This is a genomic window from Aureibaculum koreense (genome assembly GCF_034296135.1).
Taxonomy (GTDB): domain Bacteria; phylum Bacteroidota; class Bacteroidia; order Flavobacteriales; family Flavobacteriaceae; genus Aureibaculum.
Window position 1 is genome coordinate 32,903 of record NZ_JAXKVV010000015.1, and the last position, 13,147, is coordinate 46,049.

The following is a 13,147-nucleotide window of genomic DNA, read 5'->3' on the forward strand; positions in this document are numbered from 1 at the left end:
TGATTGTTATTTTGATATTTTTTTTAAAGTTTCACCACCTTTTTCGCCCGTTCTAATACGGTATGCTTCTGTTATATCAGAGACAAATATTTTTCCGTCTCCAACGTCACCGGTTGCTGCCGATTTCAGCAGGGCATTTATAGTTATCTGTTCAAAATCGTCATTAACAACTATCGATAGATATCTACGTTGTATATCACTGGTGCTATAGCTTACACCTCTATAAACATGTGCTTCTTTTTCATTACCTAAACCGGTAACATCCCAGTAAGAGAAAAAGTTGACATCAACCTTATGTAAGGCTTCTTTTACTTCAGAAAATTTTGATTTTCTGATAATTGCTTCAATTTTCTTCATTTTTAGTTAAATTATAGTTAGTCAAATTTGTAAATAGCAGCTATTGTAAATGCTGATAAGCTATTTGCTACTTCTCCCTTAGCATCCATATATGGATCGTCATTACTCCAAGAATCCAGTCTGATTTCTGGTTTGATAATGAAATTATCAACACTATAGCTAGCTGTTAAAGTTGTTGCAAATACACTTGGTAAATCATCAAAATCTTTTGCGTGATATCCGAAATATTCTCCTCTTAACCCAAGACTAAAAGAGTCAGATGTTGCTAATTGTGGATATAAGGCAACTCCGTAAAAACCTTCATCATCATTTGTTTGATATGCTCCGTTAATTCCTAAGAAAAAGCTATCTGATATATCGAACCCACCGGTATAGTCAACTTCAAAACCTAAACCACCATTGTTACCACTGTCATAGTATAGGTTTAAATATTGATCAAAGAATCCTAACTGAGCTCCAAATGAATATTCTCCAGTTGTAGATACATCATTAGTGTCCCAAGGATTCATAATTGCTAACATTAAGCTAAAATCATCAGTAAAAGCAAAATCAGCTTTTAAACCTAAATGTGAGAAAGGGCCATGAGAAAATAAATATGATGTACTATAGTTAAAGTTTGCCGCTGGAGAAATAACTTCATATCCTAAAAACGTATTAAAACGCCCCATGGTTAATGTAGTTTTTTCAGAAACATTCCAATAAACATATGCTTGATTTACGATACCATCAATAATGTCGTTACTAAAAGTAGCAGCACCACCTCTTGGCCCTACAACTAAATCAAGAACCACACCTGCCTTTTTACCTTCGTAGTTGGCAATTAAATTACCCATACCCAAAGCAAAACCCGATTGGTCTGCAAAAGCAGTTCCGAATGATTCACCTAAATCGTCAGAAGTAGATAAGTAAGTTTGGTAGTAGGCATCTACTGTACCAGAAATAGAGAGTTTACTTTTTTTCTCTTCATCTACATCTACCTCTTCAGTCTGGCCAATGGTATTTAAACTACTAAGTAGCATGGCTAACAATAGTATTCCTTTAATGATATTATTTTTTTTAAATCGTTTCATTTTAAGAAATGATTTACTGTAATTCTTTTCAATTAATTTCATAAGTTGATTTTTTTAATTTGAATAATAAATTATGTCTTACAGTGGTCAAATGTAAAAATTAATTTTAAATAACAATAGGGGTGTCATTTAAATTTATCACTTTTTTAGATTATATTGATAAAAAAATAAGGGGTATAATTGTAAAATAGTAATTTTAATATAATTTTAAGTATAAAAAATAGGGGGTTAAAATTTTTTCAATTAAAATTTAAGAATTTGATAAAAATGCGGTTTTTGGAAAAATAATTTAAAATTGTTACAGAGACGCGATGCATTGCGTCTCCCTACCAACGCATTTTATCAGTACAAAATTTTCTATTTTTACCCAATGCAATATCAACACACCTATATAGTAACCATTCAATTTTTAGGATTCCGTTTTCATGGATGGCAAAAGCAAACCAATGCTAAAACGGTACATGAAATGGTTGATAAAACCTTATCTTTTGTTTTGGGAAATCAAAATTATAAGACCCTGGGTGTAGGCAGAACGGATTCTAAAGTGTCGGCAAACCGTTATGTTTTTCAGCTTTTTGTAGATGAAGAAATTGGCAAAACCACTTTTATGGCAGATTTAAACTCAAATTTTCCACCCGACATTAAAAGCATGTCCATGGAAAAAGTAACGAACGACTTTAATATCATCCAACACCCAAAAAGTAAAGAATACCTGTATTTCTTTTCTTTTGGTGAAAAAAACCATCCTTTTGCCGCTCCTTTTATAGTAGGGTTAGAAGAAAATCTCAATATAGAATTGATGAAACAAGGAGCAAAACTCTTTGAAGGTGAACACTTTTTTCATAAATATTGTACAGAGCCTTCAGAAAACACCCTTTTTAAAAGAATTATTGACTGTTGTGAAATTGTAGAAAATGATATTTACACTGCTAATTTTTTTCCTGAAAAAAGTTATTATTTACGTGTAAAAGGTAGTGGATTTTTACGATATCAAATCCGATTGATGATGGGGGTCTTATTTCAATTGGGTAAAGGTGAGGTTGATTTAGAATTTATTGAGCAATCACTGTTGGCAACTAACGACCGAAAACCATTACCGACTATTGCACCGAGTTCTGGGTTGCAGTTGTATGATGTTGAAATAAACAAATAACAAATTCTAAAAATACCAATTTTAACTGATAATTTCGTCAAGAGCGATGGGATGGGATTTTATCTGTAGGACGAGAGATTTTTACCTGATGTGTTTTTCTATTAAAGCATCTTCTATAAGTTCTTTATCCGTTTTGTTTGACTTAGGAAGTTTTACAGAACCTTTTAGTTCCTTAACAATATTGAAGATTTCAATCTGTTCTATTGATAATTTTAGTTTTTTGTTCATAATCGAATAATTGTATCTACAAAGATAATTCTTTATTATGATTTAAGTTGTTTTATGATTTCGACTCAGTGGAAATTTTAATTTTGTTTCGAGCCCAAGGTTCTCAACTTGCAGGTGGGTGATATGACTTTTCAGCGGATTAAAATCCGCTGTTATTATGTCCGTCGAGCCACTGGCTTTTAGATTTTTTAATCTTTTACTTTCTTGTTCAAGTATAAACTAATTTTCTTAAAATTTGCAATCATTAAATAACCAATTAGTAAATTAAAAGCACTACTTCCCCAATTGACATAATCTTCAATACTTTTATACTTTAAAATTCCTTGATTTTCATACGCTTGGTCAAACCCTTGTGGAATGGATGATTTGAATGCAAATAAAGTATAACTTAGAAATGAAGGAATATTTTCAAGAAATAAGAATCCACCAATTATCAATACGGCTAATTTTATAATGACAATACTTTTAAGCCCGCTGAAATCGATTCGTTCTTCGTCAAATCCATTTTCTAATTTCAATATATTGCTGATTTTTTCAGCTTTGGTTATTAACACAAAAATAGTAGAACAATTATAATAACAGTTGCGAACAACCACGATAATCCGACAATTTCTATGTTCTGAATTACGAAAACAATGTTACTTGGTAAAACTGAAAACAGTGCAGAAATTAATAAATAAAGTCCGAATATTTTTATTAGAATTATAAAAAAGTCTCTTTTTGACATAGGAGTTTTAAGTTAATTTGAAAATAGTTTTTTTAATTGAGATTTGGATTATCCTAATATTCAATAAATTCAGAGCCAGAAACAAAAGTAATTCCTATTGTTATTAGCAATATAATAATGGTAATTAATATTATTGCAAAAATGATTCCACCGAAATGAATTTCTTTAGTTATTCCATCTTCTGTATATTTAGGTCTTTTGTTGAAAAATTGGGGAATCATAAAGCTGATAAATCCCACTAGAAATAACCATCGTGAAAATAAATGATTTTTTAATTTATGTTTTTGAGCTTCTTCAAATCTTAGATATTCAATATTATTTTTTGAAATTTTTGCAATATTATTGTCTGAAAGTCCTAATTTAACTGTGTCTCCTTGATTAACATTTTTTTTGAATTTTCTATGAATAAGATATTTATAATCGATCCCATTAATTGTATAATCTTTTGATTCGCCTATAAATGATATCTCTACAGAATATGAACATCCATTAACACAGATTTTACTAAATTTTGGTTTTTTAGATAATATGACGGTTTTGAATTTAAGTTTTTCTATTTTATAAACTTTAGCAGAAATAAATGTGAAAAGAAACATTATTAGACATATTCCAGCAGCAGCTTTGGCTTTATCTTTTGATTTTTTCCATTTGTATAAATTGTCATCCTCCATCGAGTTTGTTTGTCATTTGACTTCTGTTTTTCAATCCCTCAAAACACTCCTAGAAATTACAATCTTCTGTATCTCACTAGTCCCTTCATAAATCTGTGTAATTTTGGCATCACGCATCATACGTTCTACATGGTATTCTTTTACAAAACCATAACCTCCATGTATTTGTACGGCTTCAACGGTAATTCGCATAGCCATTTCTGCGGCATAAAGTTTTGCCATGGCACCTGATAAATCGTAATTGGCGTGCTGGTCTTTGTCCCATGCGGCTTTTATACATAAATGCCTAGCGGCTTCAATTTCGGTGGCCATATCTGCCAATTTAAAAGCAATAGCCTGATGCCTGCTTATTTCTTTACCAAACGCTTTTCGTTCTTTGGAATATTGCAACGCCAATTCATAAGCTCCAGAGGCAATGCCTAAGGCTTGTGAGGCAATACCTATACGTCCTCCCGCTAAGGTTTTCATAGCAAATTTAAAACCGAATCCGTCTTCACCAATTCTATTTTCTTTAGGTATTTTTACGTCTGTAAATAATAAGGAGTGAGTGTCTGAACCTCTAATGCCCAATTTATTTTCTTTGGGGCCGATTACAAAACCATCCATATCTCTATCAACTATTAGTACATTGATGCCTTTGTGACCTTTTTCTGCATCTGTCTGAGCAATTACCAGATAGACACTGGCAGTATTTCCATTGGTAATCCAGTTTTTTGTACCGTTTAATATATAATGGTCGCCTTTATCAATGGCAGTTGTTTTTTGTGAGGTGGCATCACTACCAGCTTCGGGTTCGCTAAGGCAAAAAGCACCGATAATTTCACCAGTCGCCAATCGGGTTAAATATTTTTGTTTTTGTTCTTCGGTTCCAAAAGTTTCAATACCCCAACATACCAAAGAATTATTTACGGACATCACCACAGAAGCTGAAGCATCTACTTTCGAAATTTCTTCCATTGCCAATACGTAAGAGATGGTATCCATACCGCCACCACCATATTTAGGGTCGACCATCATACCTAAGAAACCGAGTTCACCCATTTTTTTAATTTGTTCTGTGGGGAATTCCTGTTTTTCATCTCGTTCAATAACTCCAGGCAATAATTCTGTTCTGGCAAACTCGCGAGCCGCATCGCGAATCATGATATGTTCTTCTGTAAGTTTAAAATCCATTATATAATATTTATTTGAATAAGTGTTTTCGACATCAAATATACATTTTTTATAAAAATCTTGTTGTATTTTTACAGAATGAATAATCAAAGCTATTTTGGTATCGGTTTAATGAGTGGCACTTCCTTGGACGGAATTGATTTATGCTACCTAAAATTTAATGTTTCAGATAGGTATGACTTTGAAATTCTAAAGGCAAAAACATACCCATATAACAATAATTGGAAAAGTAAATTAGTCAAGGCGTTTACTACGGATAAGCAATCTTTACATAAACTGGATTTAGAATATGGCAACTATTTAGGCACTATTATAAATGCTTTTACAGCTGAGAATAATATTGAAAACTTGGGTTTTATCGCTTCACATGGACATACTGTTTTTCATAAACCTAAACAAGGGGTTACATTGCAAATAGGAGATGGTCAGTCAATTGCCGATGCTACCAATCATATAGTAGTTTGTGATTTTAGGACACAGGATGTTAACATGGGTGGTCAAGGGGCTCCATTGGTTCCAATTGGTGATAAGCTATTATTTGCTAACTATGATTATTGTATTAATCTTGGTGGATTTGCCAATATTTCTTTTGATAAAGAAGGGCAAAGAATCGCCTTTGATATTTGTCCGGTCAATATTGTAATGAATCATTATACAAATAAAATTGGTTTGCCTTATGACGATAAAGGGCAGCTGGCTAAATCAGGTAGTATAGACCAGACATTGCTAAATAGGTTGAATGGTTTACCGTTCTATAAAATGAATCCGCCTAAGTCATTAGGTTTGGAATGGGTGATAGATATTGTTTTTCCTTTGATTGATACGTCTCAACTTGAAATAAAAGATATTTTAAGGACTTTTGTGGAACATATAGCCATCCAAATTTCTAGTTTGATTGTTAAAGACTCCAACACATTAATTACAGGAGGAGGGGCATTTAACGATTTTTTAATTGAGCGGATTGAATTTTATTCCAATCAAAAAATTGAATTAGTCTCAAAAGAATTGATTGATTTTAAGGAAGCACTGATTTTTGCTTTTTTAGGATTGTTAAAATTAAGAGGAGAAAATAATGTATTAAGTTCTGTAACAGGAGCAAACAAGGATCATTCTTCCGGAAAAATATATTACCCTAAAGTATAAATTTTTTAAACATCAATTATTATGAATCAGTTATAACTACATTAAAGATGTTTATTTAAGAAAATTAAGTTTTTACTTGTTTTAAAGATGTTAATGTTTAATTGAATTGTAATAAAATGAAAGATTTATTAAAAAAATACGAAGATAAAAAGCCAGAAATAGTTTTCCATTGGCAAGACTCAGAAACAGAAGCGGAAGGTTGGACCGTCATAAACTCATTACGAGGCGGGGCAGCAGGTGGCGGTACAAGAATGCGTAAAGGTTTAGATATGAACGAAGTGCTATCCTTAGCAAAGACCATGGAAGTAAAATTTACGGTTTCTGGACCAGCTATTGGCGGGGCAAAATCGGGTATAAATTTTGATCCAAATGATATTAGAAAAAGAGGGGTTTTGGAACGTTGGTACAAAGCAGTTTCACCTTTACTAAAACATTATTATGGTACCGGTGGAGATTTGAATGTTGATGAAATCCATGATGTAATTCCGCTTACCGAAGAATGTGGTGTTTGGCATCCACAAGAAGGTGTTTTTAACGGGCATTTTCAGCCAACTGAGGCCGAAAAAATCAATCGAATTGGTCAGTTACGCCATGGTGTAATCAAAGTAATTGAAGACACAAAATTCACCCCAAAAGTTTCTAGAAAATATACTGTGGCCGATATGATGACCGGTTTTGGCGTTGCCGAGGCCGTAAAGCATTATTATGATATTTTTGGTGGTAACTTGCCTGCCGGTAGGCAAGGCATTCAAGGAAAAAGAGCTATTGTTCAAGGTTTTGGAAATGTAGGGTCAGCTGCTGCCTATTATTTAGATCAGTTAGGTGCAAAAATTGTAGGTATTATTGACAGGAGTGGGGGTGTTATCAATGAAAACGGATTTAGCTCAGCCGAGGTAAAGCAAATGTTCTTGAATAAAAGAGGAAATATGCTGGTGGCCAAAAAAATGATTCCGTTTGAGGAAATGAATCAACGTATTTGGTCAATTCCAACAGAGATTTTTATCCCTGCCGCTGCATCGAGATTAATCACTAAGGATCAAATCTCTACGATGATAGAAACCGGTTTAGAGGTGATTTCCCCTGGAGCGAATGTCCCGTTTGCAGATAAAGAAATTTTCTTTGGACCAATTATGGAATACACCGATAAGCAAATTAGTTTATTGCCAGATTTTGTTTCAAATTGTGGAATTGCACGGGTTTTTGCCTATTTAATGGAAAGTAAAGTTGAGCTCCCGATGCGAGATGAAGCCATTTTTAAGGACACTTCTCAGACTATTTACAATGCTTTAGAAAAAATTCACAACTTACACCCTTATAAAACAGACATTTGTAAAACAGGATTCGAAATTGCGTTGGAGCAGTTGATTTAATTTTATATATTTAACCCATTCTAAAAATCAAACCATGACCGCAGTAATCATCCTCGTTTTTGTAATAGGCTATTTGGCAATTACTTTAGAGCATCCTTTAAAATTAGATAAAACCGTACCCGCTTTGCTTATGGCAGCTATAATGTGGGCGTTATTGGCTATCGGCTTTCAACAGGGTTGGTTTAATGTTGTTGATGGGCACGAAAACGTTTTTAGTTTTTTAGGTGGTGGTGATCAACATCATGCAGAAGAAGGTTTTACCAATATGCTGTTGCACCATCTCGGTAAAACAGCTGAGATTTTGGTCTTTCTAATTGGTGCGATGACCATAGTAGAAATTGTTGATTTGCACAGGGGTTTTGATGTACTAAAGAGTTGGGTAAAAACAAAAAGTAAGAAAAAATTGTTATGGATTTTAGCCATTTTAGCCTTTATTTTATCTGCGATTATAGATAATTTAACTGCTACAATTGTATTAATAACTTTATTGAGAAAACTAATACCTGAAAGAACGGACAGATTATGGTTTGCGGGTATGATTGTAATTGCTGCCAATGCCGGTGGTGCGTGGTCACCAATTGGTGATGTTACCACCACCATGTTATGGATCGGTAAAAAAGTTTCAGCGTTGCATTTGGTAGAAAGACTGATTTTACCTTCTATAATTTGTATGGTTGTTCCAGTATTTATTGCCACATTATTACCTGCCTTTAAAGGTAAAGTTGAGGTAGATACCAACGAGTATAACGAAGAAGAAAAATCATTGTTAAGTAGTAGAACAATGTTGTTTTTAGGACTGGGAATGATAGTTTCAGTGCCTATTTTTAAAACATTAACGCATTTGCCTCCTTATTTGGGAATGATGTTGGCATTAGGTGTGGTTTGGTTGGTTTCTGAATATATTCATCCCGAAGAAGATTTTACCAATGAACGTAAACATCTGTATTCCGCACACAAAGCGTTATCGAGAATTGAAATGTCCAGTATTTTATTTTTCTTGGGTATATTAATGGCCGTTGCGGCTTTAGAAGCATTGGTTTACGGAAGTGTAAATATTGATGGTGTAGAGGTTCAAGTGGGTACGTTAAGGTATGTAGCTGAAATTCTCAATAATGCCATTCCTAATCAGTCGGTCGTAATCTTTATTTTGGGTATATTAAGTGCCATAATTGATAACGTACCATTGGTAGCTGCATCAATGGGAATGTACGATATGCCAATGGATGCTAAGCTATGGCATTTAATTGCTTATTCTGCCGGAACTGGAGGTAGTATGTTGATTATTGGTTCCGCAGCTGGTGTTGCCGCAATGGGTATGGAAAAGATAGATTTTATATGGTACCTTAAAAAAATTACTTGGCTAGCAGCTATAGGATTCATTGTCGGTTATTTTGCCCTGCTCTTTATGGAATCTTTGTAAACTATTAAAAAAGATTCTCCGATGGCTCTGCCTCGGAGTTTCTAATTCACCTCTCCCTGCCCGTCCGGAAGGCGGGCTTGGGAGAGGTCGTAACTTCCAAAAAGAAGTTACGGGTGAGGTGAAATACAAAATTTTTCATGAAATTTTTTATTCCCGCCAACTGGTGGGATTTTTTTTAAAAAATCAAACAATTTTTACTGAATTATTTCGTTAGCTATCTATTATCCCTTAAACTACTATTATTATATGTTACTCGCAATCCAAGAAGGTATTGATACTGCTCAAGAAAACTTAGACGAACTTATTCCAGAAGAAAAAACTTTATCCATTTACGACCTCATTATGGAGGGTGGACTTGGAGGTCAAATTATTATTGCAATTTTAGTCGTACTGTTGGCAGTTGCACTCTACATTTATTTTGAACGCTATTTAGCGATAAAAGCAGCTTCAAAAATGGATAAAAATTTTATGAACCAAATTAGAGATCACGTTTCAAATGGTAAACTGGAAGCGGCAAAAATTTTATGTGCCCAAGCAAAATCACCAGCAGCGAGGTTGATAGAAAAAGGGGTTTCGCGAATTGGAAAACCCTTAGAGGATATAAATACCGCTATTGAAAATGCAGGTAAACTTGAGATTTATAAATTAGAGAGAAACGTAAGCGTTATCGCAACCATTGCCGGTGCTGCTCCGATGATCGGTTTCTTAGGTACCGTAATTGGAATGATTGTTGCAATACACGAAATAGCGAATTCAGGTGGGCAAATAGATATAAAAATGTTATCTGACGGATTATATACGGCTATGACTACCACAGTAGCAGGGTTAATTGTAGGTATTATAGCATATATAGCTTATAATCATATTGTGGTACGTACCAATAAGGTTGTGTATCAAATGGAAGCACAATCGGTGGATTTCCTTGACTTATTAAACGAACCTGCATAAAGATGAATTTTAGAGGTAGAAATAAGGTAAGTCCAGAATTTAATATGTCGTCCATGACGGATATTGTATTTTTGTTATTGATATTTTTTATGTTAACATCCACGTTGGTTACCGTAAATGCCTTGGATATTTTATTGCCAAAGGCAGAAGGTAAAACGGAAAATAATAAATCCGTTGCGGTAAGTATCACTAAAGGATTGGATTTTTATATAGATAGAAAAAAAGTGGGCGAGAATGAAATAGAGCAAAGTTTATTATCTTTATTGTCCAATCAGGAAAACCCGACAATAGTGTTACGTGCCGAAGAAGGCGTGCCTATCGAAAAGGCAGTGAGCATAATGGATATTGCCAATAGAAATAAATACAAAGTAATTTTAGCGGTAAGACCGAATTAAAATGGAACTTTTAGATACAGAATATAAACGAAAATCAGCAGTATTAACCACCATTATTATGGCAGTGATATTGTTTTTGATTTTTACTTTCGGATTGAAATATTTAGATCCACCGGAGGAATACGGTATTGCCGTAAATTTTGGCACTTCTGATGTTGGTAGTGGTAATACGCAATCGGAACCTGCACCTGCATCTTCTGCACCTCAGGAGCAAGTTGAAGAAGTGGAACAAGAACAAGTTGAAGAGATTGTTGAGGAAGTTCAAGAAGTTCAAGAAACTCCTACAGAACCAGTTTCCACACCTACAAAAGCTGAAGACGTTATCACAAATGATAATGCGGAAAGCATCAAAATAAACAAAGAGAAAGAAGCAAAACGTAAGGCAGAAGAAACTCAAAAAAGAATAAAAGAAGCCGAGCAGAGAGCAGAAAGAGAAGCCAAGTTAAAAGCGGAACGCATCAAAAAGCAAAAAGCAGCTGCCCAAGCGGCTAAAGAAGCTAAGGAAGCACAGGAAAAAGCTGCTAAAAGAAAAGGAATCGATAATTTGTTAGGAGGGCTGAACAAAGGCAATAGTAAAGGAAACGGAACTGGAGGCACTGGAAATGGTGGCGATGGAGACGACAATAAAGCTGGCGACAAAGGAGACCCAAATGGCGATAAAAATGCAAGCGGATATTATGGAAATGGTAGTGGCGGAAGCGGTGGAAATTATCGTTTAGGAAACAGAAAAGCAACATCTACCCCAAAACCCACTTACGATTGTAACGAGCAGGGTAAAGTTGTGGTAAGTATTTCTGTTGACAAAAGTGGAAGGGTTTTAACTGCTAGAGGAGGAATAAAAGGAACAACCAACTCCGCACCTTGTTTGATTAAAAGAGCGGAAGAAGCCGCACTAAAAACAAAATTCAATGCTGACAGCAATGCACCGACAAAACAGGTAGGTAGTATTATTTATAACTTCACATTAGCCAATTAAACATTGAGTTCCTATCAAGAAACTTTAAATTGGATGTTTTCCCAGCTTCCAATGTATCAACGTCAAGGTAAAACCGCATTTAAAAAAGATTTGACCAATACATTGGCATTGGTAGAAAAACTTGACAATCCACATCAAAAATTTAAAAGTGTACATATTGCAGGTACAAATGGTAAAGGCTCTACGAGTCACATGTTGGCGTCTGTTTTGCAAGAAGCAGGTTATAAAGTTGGACTCTATACCTCACCACATTTAAAAGATTTTAGAGAACGTATTAAAGTTGATGGAAATTGTATTCCCAAAAAAAAAGTTGTCGATTTTATTGCGGAAAACAAAACTTTTTTAGAGCAACAAAAACTGTCTTTTTTTGAAATGACTGTGGGTATGGCATTCAATTATTTTGCGGAGCAAGAAGTTGACATAGCCTTAATCGAAGTTGGTCTTGGTGGAAGATTGGATTCCACCAATATTATTACTCCTGTAGTCTCCGTAATTACCAATATCGGGTTTGACCATATGCAAATGTTGGGAAATACTTTAAAAGAAATAGCATTTGAGAAGGCGGGGATCATTAAAGCAACTATTCCCGTCGTTATAAGTGAAAGTCAAAAAGAGGTTCAAGAAGTTTTTTTAAAAAAAGCATTGTCTCTCAATGCACCTATTTTTTTTGCTGAAGATGAAATTATAGAAAACTATCAAAGTGATCTGTTGGGTATTTATCAGCTGAAAAATAGTAAAGCCGTCGTCCAAACTTTACATATTTTAAGAAATAATGGATTTGGCATTTCTGAAAACAATATAAAAAGAGGATTGTTAAATGTTGTAAAAAATACGGGTTTGTTGGGCAGATGGCAAGTTTTGAGTCATAATCCATTAATTATTTGTGATACCGCACATAACAGGGAGGGTTTAAATTATGTTTCAAAGCAGTTGAACGAACAAAATTTTGATAAATTACATATTGTAATAGGCGTTGTTAACGACAAAGACTTAAGTAGTATTTTACCGTTATTCCCAAAGAATGCCACTTATTATTTCTGTAAACCTAATATTCCAAGAGGCTTAGACGTATTAGATTTAAAAAGCCAGGCCAATAAATACCAATTATTAGGCGAAGCCTACACTTCAGTATTAACAGCTCTATCAGCTGCAAAAAAGAATGCAAAAAGCGATGATTTGATTTTTGTTGGTGGAAGTACTTTTGTAGTTGCTGAAGTAGTTTGAAGTTGATTTGATTATTTTGTAAAAAAACCTTTGCTGTAATAAAAAACTAATTTATATTTGCAACCGCTTTAGGGCAATTAGCTCATCCCGATAGCTATCGGGAGGTTCAGAGTCCACAAATAATGAAATAGGGCAATTAGCTCAGTTGGTTCAGAGCACCTCGTTTACACCGAGGGGGTCGGGGGTTCGAATCCCTCATTGCCCACCACATAAAACCTCAAATATTTGACAATCAAATATTTGAGGTTTTTTTATTTCTAAAAAAATATTATTTATGTAGTGTAGATCTTCG

At 34.2% G+C, this 13,147-nt stretch carries 14 protein-coding genes and 1 tRNA gene; 9 read left to right on the forward strand and 6 right to left on the reverse strand.

Translation table 11 applies throughout. The features are described from left to right. Positions 1-6: 6 nt before the first annotated feature. Complete coding sequence (locus UMM65_RS12475) at positions 7-357, reverse strand: P-II family nitrogen regulator (RefSeq protein ID WP_321976934.1); 351 nt, start codon at positions 355-357, stop codon at positions 7-9. Positions 358-374: 17 nt separating this feature from the next. Then, a complete protein-coding gene (locus tag UMM65_RS12480; RefSeq protein WP_321976980.1) occupies positions 375-1,427 on the reverse strand; it encodes an outer membrane beta-barrel protein in 1,053 nt (350 codons plus the stop codon). A 370-nt stretch (positions 1,428-1,797) separates the two neighbouring features. Here UMM65_RS12480 and UMM65_RS12485 point away from each other — a divergent pair, with 370 nt between their 5' ends. Continuing rightward, positions 1,798-2,580 carry a tRNA pseudouridine synthase A gene (locus UMM65_RS12485; protein WP_321976935.1) on the forward strand — a complete coding sequence of 261 codons (783 nt, stop codon included), beginning with the start codon at positions 1,798-1,800 and terminating at the stop codon, positions 2,578-2,580. 81 nt (positions 2,581-2,661) lie between these two features. On the opposite strand, the gene UMM65_RS12490 is transcribed toward UMM65_RS12485, so the two are convergent. The 4 genes from UMM65_RS12490 to UMM65_RS12505 all read right to left on the reverse strand — a co-directional run bounded on the left by UMM65_RS12490 (position 2,662) and on the right by UMM65_RS12505 (position 5,379). Further along, on the reverse strand, positions 2,662-2,808 hold the full coding sequence (locus tag UMM65_RS12490; protein WP_321976937.1) for a hypothetical protein: 147 nt from the start codon (positions 2,806-2,808) through the stop codon (positions 2,662-2,664). A 188-nt stretch (positions 2,809-2,996) separates the two neighbouring features. Further along, the gene (locus tag UMM65_RS12495; protein WP_321976939.1) at positions 2,997-3,326 is read right to left on the reverse strand and encodes a hypothetical protein; all 330 of its coding nucleotides are present in this window, start codon (positions 3,324-3,326) and stop codon (positions 2,997-2,999) included. Between the two features lie 262 nt (positions 3,327-3,588). Further along, positions 3,589-4,206, reverse strand: a complete 618-nt coding sequence (locus tag UMM65_RS12500) for a hypothetical protein (protein ID WP_321976941.1) — start codon at positions 4,204-4,206, stop codon at positions 3,589-3,591. A gap of 30 nt (positions 4,207-4,236) precedes the next feature. After that, complete coding sequence (locus UMM65_RS12505) at positions 4,237-5,379, reverse strand: acyl-CoA dehydrogenase (RefSeq protein WP_321976942.1); 1,143 nt, start codon at positions 5,377-5,379, stop codon at positions 4,237-4,239. A gap of 78 nt (positions 5,380-5,457) precedes the next feature. On the opposite strand from UMM65_RS12505, the gene UMM65_RS12510 reads away from it, so the two are divergent. The 8 genes from UMM65_RS12510 (at position 5,458) to UMM65_RS12545 (ending at position 13,063) form a co-directional block, all read left to right on the forward strand. Beyond that, positions 5,458-6,522, forward strand: a complete 1,065-nt coding sequence (locus UMM65_RS12510) for an anhydro-N-acetylmuramic acid kinase (protein ID WP_321976943.1) — start codon at positions 5,458-5,460, stop codon at positions 6,520-6,522. A gap of 116 nt (positions 6,523-6,638) precedes the next feature. Continuing rightward, positions 6,639-7,892, forward strand: a complete 1,254-nt coding sequence (locus UMM65_RS12515; protein ID WP_321976945.1) for a Glu/Leu/Phe/Val dehydrogenase dimerization domain-containing protein — start codon at positions 6,639-6,641, stop codon at positions 7,890-7,892. Between the two features lie 34 nt (positions 7,893-7,926). Beyond that, positions 7,927-9,312 (forward strand): sodium:proton antiporter NhaD, encoded by a 1,386-nt coding sequence (nhaD, locus tag UMM65_RS12520; protein ID WP_321976946.1) that lies wholly within the window; start codon positions 7,927-7,929, stop codon positions 9,310-9,312. A gap of 246 nt (positions 9,313-9,558) precedes the next feature. Next, positions 9,559-10,260, forward strand: coding sequence for a MotA/TolQ/ExbB proton channel family protein (locus tag UMM65_RS12525; RefSeq protein WP_321976947.1), 702 nt, complete (start codon positions 9,559-9,561; stop codon positions 10,258-10,260). A 2-nt stretch (positions 10,261-10,262) separates the two neighbouring features. Next, positions 10,263-10,655 carry an ExbD/TolR family protein gene (locus UMM65_RS12530; RefSeq protein WP_321976949.1) on the forward strand — a complete coding sequence of 131 codons (393 nt, stop codon included), beginning with the start codon at positions 10,263-10,265 and terminating at the stop codon, positions 10,653-10,655. A 1-nt stretch (position 10,656) separates the two neighbouring features. Further along, on the forward strand, positions 10,657-11,631 hold the full coding sequence (locus UMM65_RS12535) for an energy transducer TonB (protein WP_321976951.1): 975 nt from the start codon (positions 10,657-10,659) through the stop codon (positions 11,629-11,631). A 33-nt stretch (positions 11,632-11,664) separates the two neighbouring features. After that, the gene (locus UMM65_RS12540; protein WP_321976982.1) at positions 11,665-12,855 is read left to right on the forward strand and encodes a bifunctional folylpolyglutamate synthase/dihydrofolate synthase; all 1,191 of its coding nucleotides are present in this window, start codon (positions 11,665-11,667) and stop codon (positions 12,853-12,855) included. A gap of 130 nt (positions 12,856-12,985) precedes the next feature. Beyond that, positions 12,986-13,063, forward strand: a tRNA-Val gene (locus tag UMM65_RS12545). Positions 13,064-13,147: the final 84 nt, after the last annotated feature.